24 protein-coding genes are annotated in these 20801 nt (G+C 70.4%); 3 read left to right on the top strand and 21 right to left on the bottom strand.

The annotated features are described in order from the left end of the window. Position 1 precedes the first annotated feature (1 nt). Positions 2-1099, top strand: a complete 1098-nt coding sequence (locus L0965_RS00970) for a hypothetical protein (RefSeq protein WP_101305345.1) — start codon at positions 2-4, stop codon at positions 1097-1099. Between the two features lie 13 nt (positions 1100-1112). Here L0965_RS00970 and L0965_RS00965 read toward each other — a convergent pair whose 3' ends face one another. From L0965_RS00965 to L0965_RS00905, 13 genes are all read right to left on the bottom strand, one after another. After that, complete coding sequence (locus tag L0965_RS00965) at positions 1113-3107, bottom strand: cytochrome c oxidase assembly protein (protein ID WP_060959779.1); 1995 nt, start codon at positions 3105-3107, stop codon at positions 1113-1115. A 77-nt stretch (positions 3108-3184) separates the two neighbouring features. Further along, positions 3185-3463 carry an HU family DNA-binding protein gene (locus tag L0965_RS00960; protein WP_005051774.1) on the bottom strand — a complete coding sequence of 93 codons (279 nt, stop codon included), beginning with the start codon at positions 3461-3463 and terminating at the stop codon, positions 3185-3187. A gap of 258 nt (positions 3464-3721) precedes the next feature. Then, positions 3722-4027: a 30S ribosomal protein S14 gene (gene rpsN, locus L0965_RS00955; RefSeq protein WP_005051773.1), complete on the bottom strand. Its 306-nt coding sequence runs from the start codon at positions 4025-4027 to the stop codon at positions 3722-3724. Between the two features lie 4 nt (positions 4028-4031). Further along, positions 4032-4202, bottom strand: a complete 171-nt coding sequence (gene rpmG / locus L0965_RS00950) for a 50S ribosomal protein L33 (protein WP_005051772.1) — start codon at positions 4200-4202, stop codon at positions 4032-4034. Beyond that, positions 4202-4438, bottom strand: a complete 237-nt coding sequence (rpmB, locus tag L0965_RS00945) for a 50S ribosomal protein L28 (RefSeq protein ID WP_060959747.1) — start codon at positions 4436-4438, stop codon at positions 4202-4204. The genes rpmG and rpmB overlap by 1 nt, the downstream gene beginning before the upstream one ends. A 112-nt stretch (positions 4439-4550) precedes the next feature. Continuing rightward, on the bottom strand, positions 4551-5252 hold the full coding sequence (locus tag L0965_RS00940) for a DNA-3-methyladenine glycosylase (RefSeq protein ID WP_101305344.1): 702 nt from the start codon (positions 5250-5252) through the stop codon (positions 4551-4553). Positions 5253-5256: 4 nt separating this feature from the next. After that, positions 5257-6681 carry a hypothetical protein gene (locus L0965_RS00935; RefSeq protein ID WP_101305343.1) on the bottom strand — a complete coding sequence of 475 codons (1425 nt, stop codon included), beginning with the start codon at positions 6679-6681 and terminating at the stop codon, positions 5257-5259. Then, positions 6671-7453 (bottom strand): TIGR03943 family protein, encoded by a 783-nt coding sequence (locus tag L0965_RS00930; RefSeq protein ID WP_101305342.1) that lies wholly within the window; start codon positions 7451-7453, stop codon positions 6671-6673. Before L0965_RS00930 ends, L0965_RS00935 begins: the two co-directional genes overlap by 11 nt. After that, positions 7446-8456 carry a permease gene (locus L0965_RS00925; RefSeq protein WP_061782192.1) on the bottom strand — a complete coding sequence of 337 codons (1011 nt, stop codon included), beginning with the start codon at positions 8454-8456 and terminating at the stop codon, positions 7446-7448. The genes L0965_RS00930 and L0965_RS00925 overlap by 8 nt, the downstream gene beginning before the upstream one ends. Then, complete coding sequence (locus tag L0965_RS00920; RefSeq protein ID WP_060959752.1) at positions 8446-8868, bottom strand: Fur family transcriptional regulator; 423 nt, start codon at positions 8866-8868, stop codon at positions 8446-8448. The genes L0965_RS00925 and L0965_RS00920 overlap by 11 nt, the downstream gene beginning before the upstream one ends. Positions 8869-8923: 55 nt before the next feature. Further along, positions 8924-9778 carry a metal ABC transporter permease gene (locus tag L0965_RS00915; protein WP_267956415.1) on the bottom strand — a complete coding sequence of 285 codons (855 nt, stop codon included), beginning with the start codon at positions 9776-9778 and terminating at the stop codon, positions 8924-8926. Positions 9779-9780: 2 nt separating this feature from the next. Next, positions 9781-10581, bottom strand: coding sequence for a metal ABC transporter ATP-binding protein (locus L0965_RS00910; RefSeq protein WP_232783966.1), 801 nt, complete (start codon positions 10579-10581; stop codon positions 9781-9783). Positions 10582-10610: 29 nt separating this feature from the next. Next, positions 10611-11549: a metal ABC transporter solute-binding protein, Zn/Mn family gene (locus L0965_RS00905; RefSeq protein WP_101305340.1), complete on the bottom strand. Its 939-nt coding sequence runs from the start codon at positions 11547-11549 to the stop codon at positions 10611-10613. 163 nt (positions 11550-11712) lie between these two features. Between L0965_RS00905 and L0965_RS00900 the strand changes: the two genes are divergently transcribed. Then, the gene (locus L0965_RS00900; RefSeq protein WP_060959756.1) at positions 11713-12339 is read left to right on the top strand and encodes a manganese efflux pump MntP family protein; all 627 of its coding nucleotides are present in this window, start codon (positions 11713-11715) and stop codon (positions 12337-12339) included. A 49-nt stretch (positions 12340-12388) separates the two neighbouring features. Here L0965_RS00900 and rpiB read toward each other — a convergent pair whose 3' ends face one another. The 8 genes from rpiB to L0965_RS00860 form a co-directional block, all read right to left on the bottom strand. Beyond that, positions 12389-12853: a ribose 5-phosphate isomerase B gene (gene rpiB / locus L0965_RS00895; protein WP_101305339.1), complete on the bottom strand. Its 465-nt coding sequence runs from the start codon at positions 12851-12853 to the stop codon at positions 12389-12391. Between the two features lie 81 nt (positions 12854-12934). Next, positions 12935-13990 (bottom strand): ABC transporter substrate-binding protein, encoded by a 1056-nt coding sequence (locus L0965_RS00890; protein ID WP_101305338.1) that lies wholly within the window; start codon positions 13988-13990, stop codon positions 12935-12937. A 57-nt stretch (positions 13991-14047) separates the two neighbouring features. Further along, positions 14048-14890, bottom strand: a complete 843-nt coding sequence (locus tag L0965_RS00885) for an ABC transporter ATP-binding protein (protein WP_232783965.1) — start codon at positions 14888-14890, stop codon at positions 14048-14050. 3 nt (positions 14891-14893) lie between these two features. Next, positions 14894-15745, bottom strand: coding sequence for an ABC transporter permease (locus L0965_RS00880; protein WP_101305337.1), 852 nt, complete (start codon positions 15743-15745; stop codon positions 14894-14896). Continuing rightward, positions 15742-16581, bottom strand: coding sequence for an ABC transporter permease (locus L0965_RS00875; RefSeq protein WP_101305336.1), 840 nt, complete (start codon positions 16579-16581; stop codon positions 15742-15744). The genes L0965_RS00880 and L0965_RS00875 overlap by 4 nt, the downstream gene beginning before the upstream one ends. Then, positions 16578-18089 (bottom strand): mannitol dehydrogenase family protein, encoded by a 1512-nt coding sequence (locus tag L0965_RS00870; RefSeq protein WP_101305335.1) that lies wholly within the window; start codon positions 18087-18089, stop codon positions 16578-16580. The genes L0965_RS00875 and L0965_RS00870 overlap by 4 nt, the downstream gene beginning before the upstream one ends. 29 nt (positions 18090-18118) lie before the next feature. Next, positions 18119-18871 carry an SDR family NAD(P)-dependent oxidoreductase gene (locus L0965_RS00865; RefSeq protein WP_101305334.1) on the bottom strand — a complete coding sequence of 251 codons (753 nt, stop codon included), beginning with the start codon at positions 18869-18871 and terminating at the stop codon, positions 18119-18121. Positions 18872-18979: 108 nt separating this feature from the next. Continuing rightward, on the bottom strand, positions 18980-19927 hold the full coding sequence (locus L0965_RS00860; protein WP_157831545.1) for a sugar-binding transcriptional regulator: 948 nt from the start codon (positions 19925-19927) through the stop codon (positions 18980-18982). A 106-nt stretch (positions 19928-20033) separates the two neighbouring features. Here L0965_RS00860 and L0965_RS00855 point away from each other — a divergent pair, with 106 nt between their 5' ends. Continuing rightward, positions 20034-20771: an SDR family NAD(P)-dependent oxidoreductase gene (locus L0965_RS00855; RefSeq protein WP_157831544.1), complete on the top strand. Its 738-nt coding sequence runs from the start codon at positions 20034-20036 to the stop codon at positions 20769-20771. Positions 20772-20801: the final 30 nt, after the last annotated feature.

Below are 20801 nucleotides of genomic sequence, written 5' to 3'. Positions count from 1 at the left end.
GGTGGGTGTCGATGCGCGCGCGGCGCAGACGCGAGGCGATGCCGCGTCGCTCCGCTCCTCCGCCCGCCGCGGAAGCCGCCGGCTGGCCCTGGACCTGACCGCCCTCGCCGTGGTCGGCGTGCTGCTGCTGGCGGCGGTCGGCGCGGCGACCGTCACGATCTACCGCGATCTCTACAGCCCCGGCGCTTTCGTCACCCGGTATCTGGAGATGCTGAGCCAGGGCCGCGCGCCGGAGGCGCTGGCGCTGCCGGGCGTCACGATCGACTCCACCGATCTGACCTCCGCGGGCCTGCCCGCCGACGCGAGCGAGGCGCTGCTGCGCCGCGCGGCGCTCGCCCCGCTCAGCGACATCCAGGTCGTGAGCGAGCAGGAGAGCGACGGCGTCGAGGTCGTGACGATGTCGTACCAGGCGGGCCCGCACCGCGGCACGTCGACCTTCCGCGTGGAGCGCTCCGGCTGGGTCGGGCTGGCGCCCACGTGGCGGTTCGCGCAGAGTCCTCTCGCGGTGATCGACCTGACGCTCCGCGGCGCCACCGCGTTCTCGGTCAACGGGTTCGCGGTCGACACGCGGCAGGTCTCGCCGGCCGGTGCGCAGGCCGATCCGCTCGCGCCGGTCGCGCTCCTCGTCTTCTCGCCCGGCCTCTACTCCATCTCGGTCGACACCCCCGTCTCCACGAGTGCGGGGGTCGCGGTCCTGTCCGACACGCCGCAGGCCCAGGTGCCCGTCGACATCCAGACGCAGCCGACGACGCAGTTCGTGGCGGTCGTGCAGGACCGCGTCGAGTCGTTCCTGACGGCGTGCACGACCCAGCAGGTGCTGCAGCCGACGGGGTGCCCGTTCGGACTCCAGGTGCGCAACCGCATCGTCGAGCCGCCGGTGTGGTCGATGGTCACGCAGCCCACGATCACGCTCGAGCCCGACGGCGCCGGGTGGGCCATCGCTGCAGCGGATGCCGTGGCGCACGTCGTCGTCGACATCAGATCGATCTTCGACGGCACCGTCCGTCACGTCGACGAGGACGTGCCGTTCCGGGTCGGCGGGACGATCACGATGCTTCCCGACGGCACCGCCTCCATCCAGGTGGAACCCGCGAGCTGAGGACGCGGTCGCCTCAGCGCGCCGCGCGGGCGTCGCGTTCGGCGAGCTCGGCGAGCCGGGCGTTGTAAGCCTCCAGCTCGGCGTCGCCGGTGCGGTCGGCGTGACGGTCGCTGCGCCGCTGCGTCCGCTCGTCGGAACGGCTCCACTGGATCGCGACGGTGATGGCGAGGATGAGGGTCGGGATCTCGCCGATCGACCAGGCGACCCCGCCGCCCGTGTACTGATCGACCAGCGGCGCCTCGCCCCACGTGCGTCCCATCGAGCCGAACCACTCCGCGACGAACAGGCCGGTGGACATCATGATCGCGATGCCGAAGAACGCGTGCATGGCCATGACACCGATGAGGGTCAGCAGCCGGAACGGATAGGGGTAGCGCAGCGGCACCGGATCGATGCCGACGAGCGACTGCACGAACAGGTACCCCGAGATCAGGAAGTGCGCGACCATCCACTCGTGGCCGATGTGGTCGTAGAGGGTCCAGCGGAAAAGGTCGGTGTAGTAGAACGCCCAGAGCGACCCGATGAACATCGCCGCGGCGAACAGCGGATGCGTGATCACCCGGGAGAACGGCGTGTGCACCGCCCACAGGATCCACTCGCGACCGCCCCGCGTGCCGTCGTCGCGCTTGGCGATGGCCCGGGAGGCCAGGGTCACGGGAGCCCCGAACACGAGCATCATCGGGATCGCCATCGACAGCAGCATGTGCCCGATCATGTGCATGCTGAACAGGTAGTCCTGATACGCGTTGATCGGTCCGCTCGTGACCCAGAACAGCGACAGCAGGCCGAGCACCCAGAGCACGGTGCGGTAGATCGGCCAGCGGTCGCCGCGGCGGTGCAGGCGCCACACCCCGGCGAGGTAGAAGAACAGCCCGAAGCCGACGGCGAAGACCCACAGGATGTCGATGTCCCACTGCGTGAACCACTGCGTGATGGTCAGCTCGGGCGGTAGCGGCGTTCCGGTCAGGATCTCGGCCGGCGTCTTCACCTCTGGCAGGGTCGTGTCCACGGGCGGCGGGGTGCGCGAGAGCGCCACCGCCGCACCGCTGGCGATGCCCATGAAGACGAGCTCGAGCGTCACGAGGCCCCAGAAGCGGCGCGCCGCGGCATCCTGGCCCGCCCGATCGGCGCGGGCGATACGGGCGATCACTCCCGTGCGGTACCGCGCGCCCAGCGCGCCCAGCAGCAGCAGCGCGACCACTTTCACACCCAGCAGGGCGCCGTACGGCGACAGCAGATAGCGGGGCTCGACGACGCCGACGGCCGCGCGGGCGACGCCCGACAGCGACACGACCACGAAGGCGACGAGCGCGAGGCTCGAGTAGCGGGTCAGCACCGCGCCGAGCTCCGCGACGCGCAGCTGCGGTCGCAGCACGATGAGAAGCAGCAGGCCGCCGAGCCAGACGGCCGCGGCGACGATGTGCAGCACGAGCGCCGAGACGGCGATGTTGTGACCGGCCTCGTCGCCCGAGTGGCCCTGCGTCGCCATGGGCACGAGGCTCGCCGCCGCCAGCACCGCCACGACGAGCGTCGACGTCCACCCGCGGACGGCGAAGGTGAGCACCGTCAGGCCCGCCCCGGCGATCGTCGTGAGCGACCACGCGCGGCCCACGTCGGTCTCGACGAGGAAGCGTCCGAGCTGTCCGCCGAACTCCGCACCGACGTCGGGGGTCGCGTTGAAGATGCTGAGGAAGGTGAAGAACGCGGTGAGCCCGCTGGCCACGGTGAAGAGGGCGGCCGAGATGGACGCCGTGTCCAGCGCCGCGTCGAACGTGCTCTCCCCGGCCCGCAGCGCGAAGAGCGCGAGCACCAGGGCACCGAGCATCCCCGCCGCCGACAGGTTGACGGCGAGCGTCACGAGGGGAAGCCCCCAGCGCACGACGGGACCGGCGTCGCCGATGAGCAGGGGCGCGGCCCCGCCCCCGTACAGCAGCCCGAGCACCAGAGCGGCGAGGGCGGACGCGACGAGGATCGCGGGGCCCGCGAGGCGCAGCGCACGGGTCGAGATCACCCGTCCAGCCTACGCGGCGCCGGACACACGAAAGGGGGGATGCCGAGCGGCATCCCCCCTTCGCAGGACCGTGCTTACTTGACGGCGGCCTTGAGCTTCGAGCCCGCGGTGACCTTGACGCGCTTGCCCGCGGCGATCTTGATCTCCTCACCCGTCTGCGGGTTGCGGCCCGTGCGGGCGGCCGTGGCGACCTGCTCGAACGAGAGGAAGCCGGGGATCGTGACCTTCTCGCCCTTGGCGACGGCCTCGGAGACAGCCGAGAACAGGCCGTCGACGACGCGGCCGACGGTGGCCTGGCTCTCGCCGGTGGCGCTGGCGATGCTCGCGACGAGCTCAGTCTTGGTGATAGCCATTGGGGTTGTCCTCCAGACGGCAGCAGATGCCGCCTTCAGTGAGATCGGACCGGACGCGAGGCGACCGGTTTGGTCGGTTGGACCGTCCCCGAATATACCTACGATCCGCGGAAATCCGCGGATTTCCGGCCCTCAGACGTCATCTTCACCGGCGTGTCGGCCCGGATCGGTGACGGATGTGGCTGATGTGACCGCGGCGGGCACAGCAGAAGGCCCGGCCTCCGCGAGGAGAACCGGGCCTTCCGACGGGTGCGGTGCTTACCAGCTCGACTTGGTCACGCCGGGCAGCTCGCCCTTGTGCGCCATGTCGCGGAAGCGGACGCGCGAGATGCCGAACTTCGACAGGTAGCCGCGGGGGCGACCGTCGATGGCGTCACGGCCACGCAGGCGCACGGGCGACGCGTTGCGGGGAAGCTTCTGCAGGCCGACGCGGGCGGCCTCGCGGGCCTCGTCGGTCGCGTTCGGGTCGACGAGGGTCTTCTTCAGCTCGGCACGCTTCTCGGCGTAACGGGCGACGACCTCCTCGCGCTGGTTGTTGCGCGCGATCTTGCTCTTCTTGGCCATGAGATCAGCGCTCCTCTCGGAATTCGACGTGCTTGCGGATCACCGGGTCGTACTTCTTCAGCACGATGCGGTCGGGGTTGTTGCGACGGTTCTTACGCGTCACGTAGGTGTACCCCGTGCCGGCAGTCGACCGGAGCTTGATGATCGGACGGACGTCCTGAGCCTTCTTCGCCATTAGAGCTTCACACCCTTCGCGAGGAGGTCCTTCACGACCGACTCGATGCCGCGGGCGTCAATGACCTTGATGCCCTTGGCCGAGACGTTCAGCGTGATCTTGCGACCGAGCGAAGGAACGTAGTAGGTCTTCTTCTGCACGTTCGGGTCGAAGCGACGCTTCGTCCGGCGGTGCGAGTGCGAGATGTTGTGACCGAAGCCGGGAACTGCTCCGGTCACCTGGCACACTGCTGCCATAGTGATTCTCCTTAGTACCGTGACACCGGACGGTGCCACCCAAGATCCCTTGTCTGCATCCCTCTGAACACAGGGATACGAACTGCGTGCTGGAGTGCGCGCAGACAAAGAGTCAGTCTAGCACGGCCGGGCGTGTCGCCTTGACTCCCGCGAGCGGCCCGGCTCCCCGTCCCCACCGGAACGGCGAGACCGTGGGATCGCCCTCGATCCAGAACCGCCACGGGAACGCGGCGGTGCCCCCGACGCCGGCCACCCCGACCCGCGGACCCGCGGCGACGTCGGTGCGCGGACGGGTCGGCAGCCACAGCCGGGCGACCGCGCCGGCCCACGGCGCTCCCGTGACCGCGTCGATGCCGTCGTGCAGCGGATGCCGGAGCCCCACGGCATCCCCGAGCCGGCCGGGACCCCGCGCGAGGTCGCGGCCGGCGCGGGCCGCGGGGCGCCGCGAGAACGCGACGTCCTCTCCCGCGACGATCTCACCGGCCCGCAGCAGCACGCCACCCGCCTGACCCTCGGGTCCGCACACGACGTTGACGCACGAGTGGATGCCGTGACTCAGGTAGACGTAGAGGTGCCCGGGCGGTCCCCACATCGTGGCGTTGCGGGCGGTCCGTCCGCCGCGCGCATGCGAGCCGGGGTCGGGCTCGGGGCCCGTGCCGGCGCCGTGGTAGGCCTCGACCTCGGTGAGGCGCACCGCGACCACCGCGCCGTCGCTCGCGACCTCCAGCACGCCGTCGAGCAGCCGCGGCGCGACGTCGACCGGCAGCCCCGCGAGCGCCGCGCGCGTGGCCGGGACGAGACCCGTCGTCGTCATGGCGTCATCCGCGCGGAGGGGTCTGGCACCACGAGATGTCGAAGCCGGCGAGCGCGCCCACCTCGGTGCCCGCGTCGGCCCCCGTCAGCGCGACGACGTGCGTCCGCACGTGGGTCGGGAGGGGGAGGCGGTAGCCGTCGTACGGGTTCGACACGGCATCCGGCGCCACGAGGAAGGCGGCGTAGCGCCCGCTGGGCGAGACGCACGACTGGATGAGGATGTCCTTCGGATCGACCGAGAACACGGGGGTCGCCGCCCCCGACGCGTCGACGACGTTCACGGTCGTCGACCGCACGGTGAACCCGTCGACGACGGCGAGCACGCGCAGGGTGCTCCCGTCGGTCATCGGCGTCATCTTGTTCGTCTGGCCCAGCGCCTTGTCGGTGGGCGGCAGCGGCACCTGGGTGGCGGTCGCCAGATCGATGGCCGCCGGTCCCTCCACACGCTCGATGATCGCGGTCGTCGTGCCGCGGGCGATGCCGTCGATGGAGACGGCCGTCCCCAGCGTGACCGGGTCGCCGCCCGACGGGGAGATGAGGGTGAGGGCGCCGTCGTAGGTGAGCATCAGGATGCTGTCGGTGCCGGGCACGAAACGCCAGTCGTCGACCCGCGACTCTCCCCCCGTGCGTTCGATCATCGTGGGTGCGGCATCGGACTGCGCGGCGGTCAGCGACGCCGTGAAGAGGCGGGCCTCGCGGGCGCCGGGAGTGCCGACCGTGGCGTCGGTGAACGTGTAGCCGATGAGATCGCCGCGATCGGCGCTCTGCAGATCGGTCACGGTGCCGTTGCCGGGCAGTGCCAGCTCGCGGACGTTGCCGCCGTCGAGGTCGGTGACGACGAGGTGGGAGGTGTCGTCGTCGCCGAGGGTCGACATCACCAGGTGGCCGGACGTCGCGCGGAAGTCCTCGATGTGGGCGTTCGTGTAGACCGGCTCGGGGTCTTCTCCGGCGAGGTCGGTGCGCAGGATCGTGTCGCCGCCGGTGCCGCGCTGGAGCACGTACGCGTGGAGGGGCGGTGTCGTGAAGCTGTGCTCGACGGCGGCCGTCGGCCCGCCGCCCACACCGACGAGCCCCGCGATCGTGACGGTGTAGGAGGTGTCGTCCCACAGCGGCTGGGTGAAGCGGATGCCGACGCTGCGCCCCGACGTGTCGACCGTGAACGGCGCCGCGGGAGAGACCGTGACCTGTGCGGGTTCGACCGTCGCCAGCGACTGCGTCGTGGTGATGATCAGGCGCGAGCCGGAGGCGCTCGCCGCGGCATCCGGGTCGACGCTCACGTTGGTGACGCGCGGCCCCTGCGCGACCGTCACGGCGGAGCCGGCGAGCCCGACGACGGCGAGGGCGCCGACGACGAGCGCGAAGCCCGCGAGGAAGGCGCGGGAGCGTCGCCGGCGCGTGCGCTCGCGGCGCGTCGCGCGATCAGTACTCATACGGGTCCTTGGGCTGGTCGACGGTCTGCACCGACGCCGGCTGGATCTGCAGGCGCCCGTCGGCGTCGCGGATCGTCCCGGTCACCGTGACCCAGGTGCCGGTCGACGGGATGCCGTCGGTGAGCGCGACCGGCACGCTGGCCGGCTGCGCGTCGATCACGCAGTGGGTGATCACGAGCCGGGTGAGCCCGAAGCCGCCGTCGGTGGGCGTGACGAAACCGGTGAGGGTGATGGTGTCCCCGTCGAACGCCTCGGGGTTGGTCGCGGTCGCGAACACGCTCGCCCACTCGCCGACGCCGAACGTCGACGTGTCGCCGGTCGACGCGAGGGCCACGGTGTCGGAGCCCTGGAACAGCGGCGGCGCTCCGGTGTCGCGCTGCATGGCGAGCTCGGCCGACAGCGTCGCCGGGGGTGTGAGCACGATGGCGGCGACCACGCCCGTGGCCAGGATGCCGCCGCTCACCGTCGCGGCGGTGCCCCACACCGAGCGCGCCTCGTGCCCGTGGTCGTCGCCGTGGTCGTGTCCGTCGCCGTGCTCATGCTCGTGCCCGTCGCCGTGGTCGTGCCCGTGATCGGCCTCCGCGCCGCGCGGCAGCGCGAAGCTGAGCACGGCGCCGACCAGTGCGAGGATCGCCATCGGCACCGCGAACCAGTTCGACGAGGGGTTGATGTAGAGCGCGAGCTGACCGGTGAGCCACAGCACGACCGTGACGGCGGAGAGGCCGGCGGCGAGGCCGACACCGAGGAGCCGGGATCCGAGGAGGTCACGCAACGAGGTTCACCACCGATCCGACGGCGATGGCGAACAGCACGACGACGATCACCAGACCGCCGAGGACCTTCGTGCGGAAGGTCGTGCGCAGCAGCGCCAGCATCTTGACGTCGACGAGCGGTCCGACCAGCAGGAACGCGACGATCGAGCCGGGCGTGAACGTCGAGGCGAACGAGAGCGCGAAGAAGGCGTCGACATTGGAGCAGATGGAGACGATCATCGCGAGCGCGATCATCGCGATGATCGACAGTGCGGGGTTGGAGCCGATCGCCAGCAGTGCCGAGCGCGGCACGAGCACCTGCACGGCGCCGGCGATGGCGGAGCCGATGACGAGAGCCGGCATCACGGCGCGCAGTTCCACGACGAACTGGGCGAGGCTGCGCTGCGCCTTGCCGGGGCCGCCGCCGTGGGCGGCGTTGTCGAGCGAGAGCTCGCAGCTGGCGCGGAAGCGGTCGGTGATGAGGCCGTCCGGGTCGGGATGCCGGCTGTACAGCCATCCGATGAGGTTGGCGACGGCGTACCCGCCGAGCAGGCGGGCGATGAGGATGCCGTCGTCGAAGCCGAACGCCTGATGGGTCGTGATGATGACGATCGGGTTGACGATCGGCGCCGCGATCAGGAAGGTGAGGGTCTCGGCGACGCCCAGTCCGCGCATCATGAGGCCGCGGGCGAACGGCACGTTGCCGCACTCGCAGACCGGGATGAGCATGCCGAGCAACGACAGCACGGCGCGGCGCGCCCACGGCGCGCGCGGCATCCACCGTTCGATGACGCCGGCAGGCACCCACACCTGCACGACGATCGACAGCAGCACGCCCAGCACGACGAAGGGCAGCGACTCGATCAGCACGCTGATCGCGAGGGTCAGTCCGTCCTGCGCCCTCGTCGGAAGCGACGGCCCGGGCGAGAGGAGAGCGATGACGACGAGCGTCGCGACGACCAGCACGCCGATGCCGACGGCCACCGCGGTGCGGACCGGCGCGGCGCGCACCTCAGTCGACACGGTCTCCGGGGCTCGCCGCCGCCCGTTGCGCCGCGCAGGCCGCGCACACGCCGAAGATGTCGACCACGTGCTCGGCCTCGGTGAACCCGTGCGCTGCGGCGGTGCGCTGCGCCCACGCCTCGACCTCGCTGGCCTCGATCTCCACGGCGAGCCCGCACGAACGGCAGATCAGGTGATGGTGGTGGCCCGTGCTGGTGCAGGCGCGGTAGATCGCCTCGCCGTCCGGGCTCTGCAGCTGGTCGGCCTCGCCGCTCGCGGCCAGCGTCGCCAGGGCGCGGTAGACGGTCGCGAGACCGATGCCGGTGTTCTCGTCGCGCAGGGTGGCATGCAGCGTCTGAGCGCTGACGAAACCGGTGGCGTCGCTCAGCGCCTCGCGCACGCGATCGCGCTGCCAGGTGTTGCGCTGGGCCATGCGGCGAGTCTACCCACGGGGTCTTGGAGCGGGCTGGACACGGCGCAGCCCGCCCTCACGCCTCGACACTGCCCCGCCGACGGACCCCGTCGATCGCACGACAGACGAGGTAGATGAGGAAGGACAGCGTCGTGATGTACGGGCTCACCGGCAGCGTGCCGGCGATCGCGAGGAGGATGCCGCCGACGGCCGCCGTGACGCCGAAGCCGGCGGCGAGCAGCGGCACCGCGACGGGACCGTTGGACACGCGCATCGCCGCCGCGGCGGGGGTGACCAGCAGCGAGAGCACGAGCAGTGCGCCGATGATGTGGACGGCGACGGCGACGACGATGCCGAGCAGGAGCATGAAGGCGAAGGACACGACCGTGGTCGGCACTCCGCGGGCGGCGGCCGACTGCGGGTCGAGGGAGTCGAAGGTCAGCGGGCGCCAGATCAGCAGGAGCGCGACGAGCACGATGGCGCTCAGCACGATCAGCACGGTGAGCTGATCGCTCTGCACCGAAACGATCTGGCCGGTGAGCAGGCTGAAGCGGTTGGCGCTGCGCCCGTTGTAGAGCGAGATGCACAGGATGCCGATGCCGAGCCCGAAGGGCATGAGCACGCCGATGATCGAGTTGCGATCGCGCGCCCGCGCTCCGAGCCATCCGATGAGGCCGGCCGCGACGAGCGATCCGAAGATGGAGCCCGTCACGACGTCGAAGCCGAGCAGGAGCGCGGCGGCCGCTCCGGCGAAGGAGAGCTCGCTGATGCCGTGCACCGCGAAGGCCATGTCGCGCTGCATGACGAACACGCCGATGAGCCCGCCGACGATGCCGAGCACGGCTCCCGCCCACACCGAGTTCTGCACGAGCGCGAGGATGTCGCCGTAGCGCGAGAGCCCGCCGAAGAGCGCGTTCGCGATGTCGTCCATGTTCACGCGACAGCTCCCGGTGCGGCGGCGTCGCCGTGGTGATGGTGGTCGGCATCCGAGTCGGGGGCGCCGACGACGACCAGTCGTCCCCCGACGCGCGCGACGTGCACGGGCGTGTCGTAGAGGGCGGTCAGCGTCTGCGAGGTCAGCACCTCGTCGGGCCGGCCCAGCGTGAAGCGGCCGCCCGTCAGGTAGAGGATGCGGTCGACCTTCTCGAGCACGGGGTTGATGTCGTGGGTGACCAGCAGCACCCCGGCGCCGCTCGCGGTGCGGTAGCGATCGATCAGATCGATCACGTCGCGCTGGTTGGCCAGGTCGAGGCTCGTCAGCGGCTCGTCGCACAGCAGCAGGCCGGGCTCGTCGGCGAGCGCCTGCCCGACGCGCAGCCGCTGCTGCTCGCCACCGGACAGCAGGCCCACGGGGCGGTCGGCGAAGCCGGTCGCCCCGACGGCGTCGATGAGCTCCTGCACGCGCCGACGGTCGCCGCGGCGCGGCAGGGGCGGACCGAAGCGGTGGCCGTCGACGCCGAGGCGCACGAGGTCGCGCCCGCGCATGGCCGTGTGCCGGGGCAGCGGGCGCTGCTGGGGGATGTAGCCGATGCGGCGGTTGCCGGCGCGACGGACGCGCTCGCCGAGGGCCTCGATGGTGCCGCCGGTCAGCCGCTCCAGGCCTAGCACGGCACGCAGGAGCGTGGTCTTGCCGGCCCCGCTCGGGCCGAGCACGGCGACGAGCTCGCCGGGCTGGAGCTCGAGGTCGAGGCCGCGCCACAGCTCATGGCCGCCGCGCGAGAGCGCGGCGGCCATGATGCGAAGGGGTGAGGATGTCGCCGGGGTCACGAACCCAGGGCGCTCTTGATCTGCGTGGCCATGTCGGTCATCCACGATACGTAGTTCTCGCCCTCGGGGAGCAGTTCCGACGCCTTGATGACGGGAACGCCCGCCTCGCCGGCCTTCGTCTCGACCTGCGTGGTCTCCGCGCCGGCCGCCTGCGCGTTGACGAAGACGATCTTCACCGACCCGCCGCCGACGAGGGTGAGCGCGTCCAGAAGGGTCGCGGGAGGCACGTCCTGCCCCTCCTCGACGGCCTCACTGAAGGCGGCGGGCGTGACGTTCGTCAGACCCGCGGCTTCGGCGAGGTACAGCGGCACCGGCTCGGTGACGAAGATCTCGGTGCCGGTGTGGGCCGCCGCCACCTCGGTGAGGATCGGCGTGACCTTCGCGTCGATGTCCGCCCGGAACGCCTTCGCGTTGGCGGTGAACACGCTCGCCTCCGCGGGGTCGAGGGCGCCCAACTGGGCGGCGATCTCGTCGGCGACGGCCGCGATGGTCTGCGGGTCGTAGAAGACGTGCTCGTTGAAGCCGTCGACGGCCTCGGACGGGTCGGAGCCCGTCCATTCGCGGGAGAACGTCACGGCGCTGATGAGCGGCGCGTCCGACTTCGCGGCATCCTTCAGCGTCGCCATGAACGGGTCGTAGCCGCCGCCGTTCTCGATGAGCAGCTGCGCGTTCTGGATGTCGAGCTGGTCGGCCGCCGTGGCCTCGAACTCGTGCGGGTCCTTGCTCTCGTCGGCGATCAGGGCGGTGACCTCGACGTGCTCGCCGCCGATCGTCTTCGCGATGTCGCCGTACACGTTGGTGGAGGCGACGACGGCGATCGTGCCGTCGGCGGAGGCGGAGGGCGTGGAGGACGCACCGGTCGAGCTGGAGCAGCCGGTGAGCGCGAGGGCGGATGCCGCGGTCAGCGCGGCGAGGAGGACGACGGGACGCTTCATGTCCCCCAGAGTACGGCTAGTGATAATCGTTATCAAATCCGGGCGGCCCGAAATGCTGTCAATCCGGGCTCTCGGCTTGAACGAGCGCACCGCGCGACGTCAGGCTGTTGTTCGGCCCCCGCGCCGACGGCGCACGCGGACGGCCCGTCACCCCTTTCCGACCGTGACCTCTCCGGTCGTCGCCTTTCCGTTCCGAGGAGCCGTCATCTCACCCTGGACTCTTCTGCTGCTCGCCCTCGGCGTATCGGCGGATGCCTTCGCCGTCGCCCTGGGCAAGGGCCTCCAGCTGCGGGCCCACGTGCTGCGCACGGCCCTCGTCTTCGCGACCGCCTTCGGTGTCGCCCAGGCGGTCATGCCGCTGCTGGGCTGGCTGCTCGGCTCGACCTTCGCGGACGCCATCGCCCCGTTCGACCACTGGATCTCGTTCGGCCTGCTCGCGCTGGTCGGCGGAAAGATGCTGTGGGAGGCCCTCACCCCCGACGCGCCGACGGAGGCCGGGGAAGCCGAACATGTCCACGACGTCGAGGCGTTCACGACCCGCGAGGTCGTGCTGCTGTCGGTCGCCACCAGCATCGACGCCCTCGCCGTCGGGGTGTCGTTCGCCTTCCTGAACGTCGACGTCGCGGTCGCCGTGACCGCGATCGGTCTCGTGACGTTCGCCCTGTCGTTCATCGCGGTGTTCATCGGCTACCGCATCGGCACCCGCTTCCGCCGGCCCGCCGAGATCCTCGGCGGACTCGTGCTGATCGGCATCGGCACGCAGATCCTCATCGAGCACCTCACCGCCTGAGCGTCGGGGACGGCTGCGGCGGTCCTGGCGCTCCTGGCGCTCCTGGCGCCTATCGCTCGCGCTCGCCGTGCCCGCTCTCGAGGGCGATCACCTTTCGGAGGCGACGCTCGAAGTCGCTTCCCCCCTGATACGTCGCGCCGAGGAAGGCGTCGACCAGCTCACGCGCCACCTGGGTTCCGACGACACGTCCTCCCAGACAGAGCACGTTCGCGTCATCGTGCTCCACGCTCTGGTGCGCCGAGTAGTGGTCGTGCGCGAGCGCCGCACGGATGCCGCGCACCTTGTTCGCGGCGATCGACACCCCGACGCCGGAGCCGCAGATCAGAATGCCGCGGCTTCCCTCCTCGCTGCGCAGGAGGGCAGTGGTCAGCTGCGCGGCGACGTCGGGGAAGTCGACGATCGCATCGTCTGCGGGTCCGATGTCCCGCACGGGCACGCCCCGCGCACGCAGGTGCGTCAGGAGGTCGCGCCGGAGATCGTGCCCTCCGTGATCCGAACCGATGATGACCGTCATGGGACTGCCCCTCCTGTCGAGTGGAGATGCCGGAGCGCCCAGCCCGACGCGGGGCGCTCCGGCATCGTGCGGATGCCGAGGTCAGCGGCGCTGGGCCGCGGCCTCCATGATCTCCAGCCCCTTCGCGTTCAGCTCGGGGATCGCCGGCATCTCGTCGTAGACGCCCGCCCCGACGAGGAACTCCGCCGTCTTGGTGAGGCTGTCCGTGAAGGCGGTCCCGCGCATCTGCTCCAGCGCCTGGTCGAAGGTCAGCCACTGCCGCGCGTCGAGAGCGTACGTGGCCTCCTCGTCGGTCGCCTCGATTCCCATCTCCTTGAGGAAGACCTGGAACGTGGCCAGCACCTCGTCCCGAGGCGTGTCGATGATCCACTCGTTGGCCTTGTACACGGCGTCGACCCACGCCGCGGCGGCATCCGGGTTCTCGGCCCAGAAGCGGGGTGTGACGACGTACGGGTCGAGGATGGACACCCCCGCCTTCTCCCCGTCGCACACCTGCACGTACTTGTCGGGGTCCGCCAGGAGGGGCGCGTTGTTGACCGAGAACAGGACGGCGGCGTTGATGTCGTCGTTCAGCATCCCGTTCGCGATGGCGGCCGGATCGAGCGGGACCGTCTCGATGTCGGCCGCGGCGACACCGAGTGCGTCGGCGCAGGCGTAGAGGAGCTGGGCGCTGGTGCTGTTCGCGACGACGCCGACGGGCGTCGTGGCGAGCGCCGTCGCCGGATCGGTGCCCGCGAGGACGTCCTTGTCCATGAAGAGGATGAGGTTGCGGTACTCGTCCATCATCGCTCCGGCGGGGAGCAGACCCCAGGTCTTGTAGCCGCTGATGAGCGGCGGACCGCCCATGTACCCGACCTGCCAGTCACCGGCCGCGCCCGATGCGAGCAGGGCCGCCCCGCTCTCGGCGATCTGGAAGTCGACGTCCAGGCCCGCCTCCTTGTAGTAGCCGAGGTCCTGGGCCAGCCACAGCGAGAACCCGGTGGGCTGCGCCTGCGTCGCGATGGTGATGTGGGTCACGCCGTCGGCATCCGCCTGACCGCTGCCCCCTCCCCCCGCGCAGCCGCTCGCGGTGAGGGCGATCGTCGCCAACGTGGCGACGGTGGTGAGGACTCGGATGCTGGTTCGCTTCTTCTTCATCAAACACTCCTTTGTGGTGGACGGGCTTCTGTGGGGAACGGGCTTCGGGTGTGCGGATCAGTCGTCCGTGACGATCTCTTCCCGGACGAGCGACCAGATCCGCTGGCGGATCTCACTGAAGTCGGCGTAGCCCATCGCCGCTTCGATGTCTGCCGCGCGCCACTCGGCATCGCGGGGGACGTGGATCTCCGCTTTGATGCGTCCCGGGCGCGCGCTCATCACGATGACGCGGTCCGCGAGATACACGGCCTCCTCGACGCTGTGCGTGATGAACAGGACCGTGTACCGATCGTGGCGGTGCAGGCGTGAGACCTCCTCCTGCAGGAGCGTCCGCGTCTGGGCGTCGAGCGCGCCGAACGGCTCGTCCATCAGGAGGATCTCCGGCCGCACGACGGGGGCGCGGGCGATCGCCACGCGCTGCTGCATGCCGCCGGACAGCTCGTGGGGGTACGAGTTCCTGAACTTCTTGAGTCCCATCAGGGCGAGCTGTGCGTCCACGCGGCGCTCGCGCTCGGCTTTCGGCACCCGCGCGACCTTGAGGCCGAACTCGATGTTGTGGAACACGGTCTGGGAGGGGAAGAGCGCGAACTTCTGGAACACGACGCTCCGGTTCGGGCCCGGCTGACCGGCGACCTTGCCGTCGACGAGGATCTCGCCCGTGGTCGCATCCTCCAGACCCGCGGCGATCATCATGAGCGTCGACTTGCCGCACCCGGACGGGCCGACGATCGTCACGAACTCACCCTCCGCGATGGAGAGGTCGCATTCGGCGAGCGCCTGCACCTCGCCCCTCTTGGTGACGAACCGCTTGGAGACGCCGCGCACCTGCATCTTCGGGACGGTTCCGCCCTCGAGGGGGACGGCCGCGGCGGTGGGGCTGTCGGTGGAGATGTCGTTCATGGGTCAGTTCCCCTTGTTCTTCGGCGCCCACGAGAAGAGCAGCCGCTGGATGCGCTGGAGGATGATGTCGAAGACCGTCGCGACGACGGCGATGCAGATCATCCCGACGATGATGATGGGCGTGGACAGGTTGGCCTGCCCCTGGAGGATGAGGTTGCCGAGGCCCTGCTTGCCCACGATGAGCTCGGCGCCGACGAGCGCCATCCACCCGTTTCCGAATCCGATGCGCACACCCGTGAAGGCGGATGCGGCGGCCACCGGGCCGACCACGGAGGCGAGGATCCGCGCCGAGCCGGCTCCGGTCGTGCGCGCCGCCTTCACGAGCAGAGGGTCGACCTGCGTGACGCCGAGGCGGCTGTTGATCACGATCGCCGGAAACGCGGCGATGAAGACGACGAGCGCCTGCGCCGACGTGTTCGCGCCCATCCACAGGACCGCGATGGGAATCCAGGCGAAGGGCGGGATGTAGCGCAGCAGCTCGAAGACGGGCGCCACGATCGCGCGGACGACCGGGATCCACGCGAGGATGAACCCCAGCGGCACCCCCACGACGATCGCGATCAGCACACCGCTCAGCCATCGGCCGAGCGACGCCAGGACATGGCCTCCGAGCGTCGCGCCGGCGAACGGCTCCACGAGGACCTGGACGAACTTCCCGGCGACCGCCGACGGCGACGGGAGCACCCGTTCGGGAACGAGCTGGAGGACGTCGGTCGCCACGATCCACAGGATCATCAGGCCCACGAGCGTCCCGGTCGTCCAGACGATGGCACCGGTGTCGAATCGTGCAGCGCGCCGCGGTCTGTCGACGACCGCGTTGGTCACGGTGGCGGGAAGGTCGTTCACGACGGTCATCGCCGTCCTCCCGGGGTGAGCAGCTTCATCAATGCGGACAACAGCGCTCCGATCAGTCCGATGGTGATCATCGACACCAGCAAGATGTCGGTGTCGAGGGTGCGCGAGGAGTTGAGGGCGACGTATCCGAGTCCGCTGAGCGCGCCCAGCAGCTCGGCGGCGATGACCGTCGTCCAGGCGTTTCCCATCGCGATCTGACCGCCGGCGAGCAACGTGGCCATCGCCGTCGGGATCACGACGCGTCCCAGGATGGTCAGCGGCGGCGCCCCGAGGACGCGTGCCGCGTTGACGAGGGTGGGCTCCACCGAGGTGACGGCGTGGATCGAGTTCAGCGTCCAGGGAACGATCGCGGAGACGAACACCACGAACACCCGCGAAGGATCCCCGATGCCGAACCAGACGAGGGCCAACGGGATCCACGCGATGGGCGGGATGGGTCGCAGCAGCTGGAAGATCGGGTAGACCGTCCACCGGGCCTTGCGCGACCAGCCGATCCACACTCCGAGAGGGATGCCGACGGCCGCCGCGAGCAGCCAGCCGGCGATGACGGTGGTCAGGCTCGAGACGATGTGCCCGCCGAGCGTCGAGCCCAGGTAGGGACGTTCGATCAAGCGGACGGCGGCATCCCACACGTCGCCCGGCGAGGGCAGGAAGAGCGGGGAGATCGCGCCTCCGGGACGTGTCACCCACGCCCAGACGGCGATCAGTGCCACGGCGGAGCCGACCGAGATGAGCAGGGACGTGAGCTTCCTGGGCTCGCGGCGCCACACCGGCTCCAGCGAGGGCCGGCGGCGGCGGGGGACGTCCTTGAGCGCGAGCGTCCTCGTCGTCGTCATCGGGCGTCCTCGGCGGTGCGGGAGGCCGGATCCGCGGACGCGGCCAGCACGGCGACGGTGCGCTTCGCCCCCTCGCTCCACAGGGAGTCCAGCGCCCGCAGGTAGGGATCGGTGAAGGCGGGCTCGTCCGCGAGGGAGCCGAACAGCTCCTCGTTGCGCAGGAAGGCCAGCGGGTCGTCCCGGCGGGCCCGCGCCGCGGCCATCACCTGCTCCTTGAGCGCGTCGACGACCTCGATCGCCTTCCCGCTCTCGTCGACCCCTGCCGCGTACCGCGCCCAGCTCGCCACGATCGCGGCGGAGAGGTGCACCTGGCCGCTCCGGGCGAGCTGATCGCGAACGACCGGCAGGAGCCACTTGGGGATGCGGTTGGAGGAGTCCGCACACAGCCGAGCGAGGGTGTCGCGCACCTCCGGGTTCTGGAAGCGCTCGATGAGCGTGTCCTTGTAGTCGGTCAGATCGATCCCAGGGACCGGCTCGAGGGTCGGCGTGCCCTCCTCGTCCATGTATCGGCGCAACAGGCGCTCGATGTCGGGATCCGTCGCCGCCTCGTGCGCGAAGGTGTAGCCCGCCAGCACCCCGAAGTAGCACATCGCCTGGTGACTGGAGTTGAGCAGACGGAGCTTCATCAGCTCGTAGGGATGGACGTCCGCGACGAACTGCGCGCCGACGCGATCCCACTCCGGTCGATCGTTCACGAAGTCGTCCCGGATGACCCACTGTTCGAAGGGCTCGCAGACGACCGGCCACGCATCGTGCACGCCGATGGCCGCGTCGTTCTCCACCCGGTCCGCGTCCGAGGTGACCGGCGTGATGCGGTCGACCATCGTGTCGGGGAACGTCACGTGCCGCTCCACCCACGCGCCGAGCTCCGCATCCCGCCGGCTCGCGAACGCGCAGAACACACGCCGGGCGATGGCGCCGTTGCCCTGGACGTTGTCGCACGACAGGACCGTGAAGGGCGGAATGCCTCGGTCCCGGCGGCGCGCGAGCGCCTCGGTGACGATGCCGAACACCGTGCTCGGTCGCGTCGGGTCTCGCAGGTCGGCGACGACGGCGGGGTTGGCGAAGTCGAACTCGCCCGTCGAGGCGGAGAAGTTGTATCCCCCCTCGGTGACCGTCAGCGAGACGATGCGGATCTCTGCGGAGGCGAGCCTCTCCAGCACCGCCTCGATGTCGTCGGGCGCGAACAGGTAGTCGACGATGCTCCCGATGATGCGACGCTCGCGGCGGCCGTCGGCGTGCGTGAGCACGAGGGTGTAGAGGCCGTCCTGCTCGCGCATGACGTCGCGCATGTGCGCGTCGGTGGGCAGCAGGCCGATGCCGCAGATGCCCCACTCCCGCGCCTGCCCGCGCTGCAGGAGGCGATCGACGTACATCGCCTGATGCGCGCGGTGGAAGCCGCCCACGCCGATGTGGGCGATTCCGGCGGTGACGGCGCTGCGGTCGTAGGTGGGCCGGGCGATGTCCTCCGGCAGTGCCGCGAGGGTGTCTTGAGTGAGTCGCTCCATTGCGAGGCCTTTCTGAGGGTGCGGGGTGTTCAGCGGGCGAGCCAGCCGCCGTCGACGGCCAGGACGACGCCGTGGATGTAGGCGGCCGCGTCGGAGGCGAGGAACAGCGCCGCGCCGGCGATGTCCTCGGGGGTCCCCCATCTGCCCGCGGGGATCCGGTGGGAGACCTCTCGCGAGCGCGCCGCGTCGGCCTTGAGCTCTTGGTTGAGCTCGGTGTCGATGTATCCGGGGGCGATGGCGTTGACGTTGAGACCGCGACCCGCCCACTCGTTCGACAGCGCCTTGGTCAGCTGCGCGACGGCGCCTTTGGAGGCCGCATAGGCGGGAGCGCGGAAGCCGCCGACGAACGACGTCATCGATGCGATGTTGATGATCTTCCCCGCCCCGTTGCGCAGCATGTCGCCGCCCAGCGCCTGACTCAGCCGGAACACGGCACGCAGGTTGATCGACAGGATCCGGTCGAACTCGTCGAGGGGGAAGTCGGTCGAGTCGTGCCACGCCTGCAGTCCCGCGTTGTTCACCAACACGTCGACGCCGCCCGCGGCCCGCACCTGCGCGATGACCGCTTCCACGTCGTCCGGCAGGGTGAGATCCGCCGCGATCCGCCGCACTCTCGCCGCATCGCCCGCCCGGTCGCTGCGCTGCACCGACGTGACGTCCGCGCCCGCGGCGACGAAGGCGTCGACGATGGCCTGACCGATGCCGCGCGAGCCGCCGGTGACGAGGACGCGCGCGCCGGAGAAATCGAAGGCGGCCGTGCCCGATCCCGTGTTCGAGGTCATTCTCGTCCCAATCATTCGAGCGGTTGAGGTGCTCGTATGATCATTTGTACGGGATGACGCCGCCCCGCGCAAGAACGAGATCGCGCGGGGCGGAACGGGGTCAGGCGCTCACGCGCTCAGGATGGCCTCCGCGAGCCGCCGATCGGCGATCAGCTCATTGACGTAGCCGGCACGCGTGGCGGCGATGGTGGCCTCGGCACGCGCCGCCCCGAAACTGCCGGCGATCAGCCGCGGGATCCTCGCGAGCTGATCCAGGGGGATGCCGACGACGCGATTGCCGATGACGGAGTCCTCCGGCACACCGTCGGCGTCGAACAGCCGCCCGTTCATCTCGCCCACCACGCCGAGCTCGCTGGCGCGAGCGCGGTCGCGCTCCGAGGCGGCCGCGTACACCGCGGACTCGTCCGGACGCCACGCGCCGATCGAGATCGCCGCGACGTCGATCGCATCGAACATCGCCGTGGCGGCGGAGATCATCGGCTGGCCGAGGAGCGAGCGCAACGCGCCTTCGTCCGTGACGAGCAGCGGAGACGGGATCGCATAGGCGGCTCCCCCGGACGCGCGCGCGATCCGGCGCACGAGCTCCGAGCTGTCGGGGAGATCGGCGCTGTTGCCGGCATGTCCGGCGAGCTGGACGGTCACGCACTTCGGGAGACGTTCGAGGTGCCGCGTCATCGCGACGAGCGCACGGCTCCACGACATCCCGATGACGTCGCCGGGGTGGACGGTCTCCTCCAGGATCCGCGCCATCGTGGCGCCGATGATGTCGACGACGTCGGCCGGGTCGGAGGAGTCGACGACCCATGCCGCGGTCAGCCCCAGCTTTGCCCGCAACCGCTCGCTGAGCCCGAGGTTCACGCCGTCCAGCGAACGCACCTCGATCTTGACGATCTCCAGCTCACGCGCCCGTTGCAGCAGCCGGGCGACCTGGAATCGACTGATCCCGTGCTGCTTGGCGATGTCGACCTTCGACTCGTCCTTCAGGTAGTAGGCGTGAGCCACACGGGTGATGAGTTCCTTCGAGAGGAGCGGGTCGGTGGCGGCGATGTCGGTCATTGTGGCTTCCTTGCACATGCATCACGTGGCGGGGTAGAACAGTCAGCATCCAGTGTGACACAAAAGCGCTCATATGAGCGACTCTGATTCGAGAGGCATGACGACCATGAGTAGCTCCACACCCCGCCCCCTCGGCCGCGTCGTCGTCACCGGAGCGGGCGGCGCGATCGGCGGGGCCATCGTGGCGACGCTGCGGGAACGAGGCTACGAGGTCTTCGCCACGGATGTCCGCCCCTCCGCTGGCGACTCCGCCGGCGTCGTCGCCGCAGATCTCAGCGATGCCGATGGCCGCGCCGTCGTCGCCACCGCGCTCGAGGGCGCGGTCGGGCTCGTGAACGCCGCCGGCATCGCACTCTCCGCCCCCGTCGACGAGATCACCGACGACATGTGGGACCGCACGATCGACGTGAACGTGAAATCGGTGTTCCATCTCTGCCGCGCCGCCGGCACGGGACTGGTCGACGGCGGCGCGATCGTGAACATCGCCTCGACCTCGGCGCACCTCGCGCGCTTCCCCGCCTCCATGGCGTACTCGGCCTCGAAAGCCGCCGTGGTGAACCTCACCAAGGCGTTCGCCCGGGAGCTGTCGCCTCGCATCCGCGTGAACTCGGTCTGCCCGGGCCTGATCGCGACCCCCATGCAGACATCCGTCATGGAGAAGGTCGCCGAGGACACGGGCCGCGCCCTCGCCGACGTCCGCCGCGACGCGGCCGCCGGCATCGCGCTCGAGCGTCTGGGCTCGACCCGCGAGGTGGCCACCGCGATCGCTTTCCTGCTCGGGTCGGACGCCGCGTACGTCACGGGAGCCTGCCTCGACGTCGACGGCGGCCTCAGCATGCGGTGAGCGCTCATACGAGCGGCAAAATGGGATAAA

The sequence above is a fragment of the Microbacterium sp. NFH-22A-Y genome (genome assembly GCF_021401375.1).
Classification (GTDB): domain Bacteria; phylum Actinomycetota; class Actinomycetes; order Actinomycetales; family Microbacteriaceae; genus Microbacterium; species Microbacterium hominis.
The sequence above is the reverse complement of the archived record's forward strand: the minus strand, read 5'-3'. Positions and strand labels throughout refer to the sequence as shown.

What these genes read in the sequence shown, in the direction of transcription:
- L0965_RS00880 (WP_101305337.1), bottom strand. Translation starts at nt 15,745, where the DNA reads ATGACCGTCGTGAACGACCTTCCCGCCACCGTGACCAACGCGGTCGTC.
- L0965_RS00865 (WP_101305334.1), bottom strand. Translation starts at nt 18,871, where the DNA reads ATGACCTCGAACACGGGATCGGGCACGGCCGCCTTCGATTTCTCCGGC.
- L0965_RS00860 (WP_157831545.1), bottom strand. Translation starts at nt 19,927, where the DNA reads ATGACCGACATCGCCGCCACCGACCCGCTCCTCTCGAAGGAACTCATC.
- L0965_RS00870 (WP_101305335.1), bottom strand. Translation starts at nt 18,089, where the DNA reads ATGGAGCGACTCACTCAAGACACCCTCGCGGCACTGCCGGAGGACATC.
- L0965_RS00920 (WP_060959752.1), bottom strand. Translation starts at nt 8,868, where the DNA reads ATGGCCCAGCGCAACACCTGGCAGCGCGATCGCGTGCGCGAGGCGCTG.
- L0965_RS00875 (WP_101305336.1), bottom strand. Translation starts at nt 16,581, where the DNA reads ATGACGACGACGAGGACGCTCGCGCTCAAGGACGTCCCCCGCCGCCGC.
- rpiB (WP_101305339.1), bottom strand. Translation starts at nt 12,853, where the DNA reads ATGACGGTCATCATCGGTTCGGATCACGGAGGGCACGATCTCCGGCGC.
- L0965_RS00915 (WP_267956415.1), bottom strand. Translation starts at nt 9,778, where the DNA reads ATGGACGACATCGCGAACGCGCTCTTCGGCGGGCTCTCGCGCTACGGC.
- L0965_RS00940 (WP_101305344.1), bottom strand. Translation starts at nt 5,252, where the DNA reads ATGACGACGACGGGTCTCGTCCCGGCCACGCGCGCGGCGCTCGCGGGG.
- L0965_RS00905 (WP_101305340.1), bottom strand. Translation starts at nt 11,549, where the DNA reads ATGAAGCGTCCCGTCGTCCTCCTCGCCGCGCTGACCGCGGCATCCGCC.
- rpsN (WP_005051773.1), bottom strand. Translation starts at nt 4,027, where the DNA reads ATGGCCAAGAAGAGCAAGATCGCGCGCAACAACCAGCGCGAGGAGGTC.
- L0965_RS00910 (WP_232783966.1), bottom strand. Translation starts at nt 10,581, where the DNA reads ATGGCCGCCGCGCTCTCGCGCGGCGGCCATGAGCTGTGGCGCGGCCTC.
- L0965_RS00885 (WP_232783965.1), bottom strand. Translation starts at nt 14,890, where the DNA reads ATGAACGACATCTCCACCGACAGCCCCACCGCCGCGGCCGTCCCCCTC.
- L0965_RS00890 (WP_101305338.1), bottom strand. Translation starts at nt 13,990, where the DNA reads ATGAAGAAGAAGCGAACCAGCATCCGAGTCCTCACCACCGTCGCCACG.
- L0965_RS00935 (WP_101305343.1), bottom strand. Translation starts at nt 6,681, where the DNA reads ATGAGTACTGATCGCGCGACGCGCCGCGAGCGCACGCGCCGGCGACGC.
- L0965_RS00960 (WP_005051774.1), bottom strand. Translation starts at nt 3,463, where the DNA reads ATGGCTATCACCAAGACTGAGCTCGTCGCGAGCATCGCCAGCGCCACC.
- rpmG (WP_005051772.1), bottom strand. Translation starts at nt 4,202, where the DNA reads ATGGCGAAGAAGGCTCAGGACGTCCGTCCGATCATCAAGCTCCGGTCG.
- rpmB (WP_060959747.1), bottom strand. Translation starts at nt 4,438, where the DNA reads ATGGCAGCAGTGTGCCAGGTGACCGGAGCAGTTCCCGGCTTCGGTCAC.
- L0965_RS00855 (WP_157831544.1), top strand. Translation starts at nt 20,034, where the DNA reads ATGAGTAGCTCCACACCCCGCCCCCTCGGCCGCGTCGTCGTCACCGGA.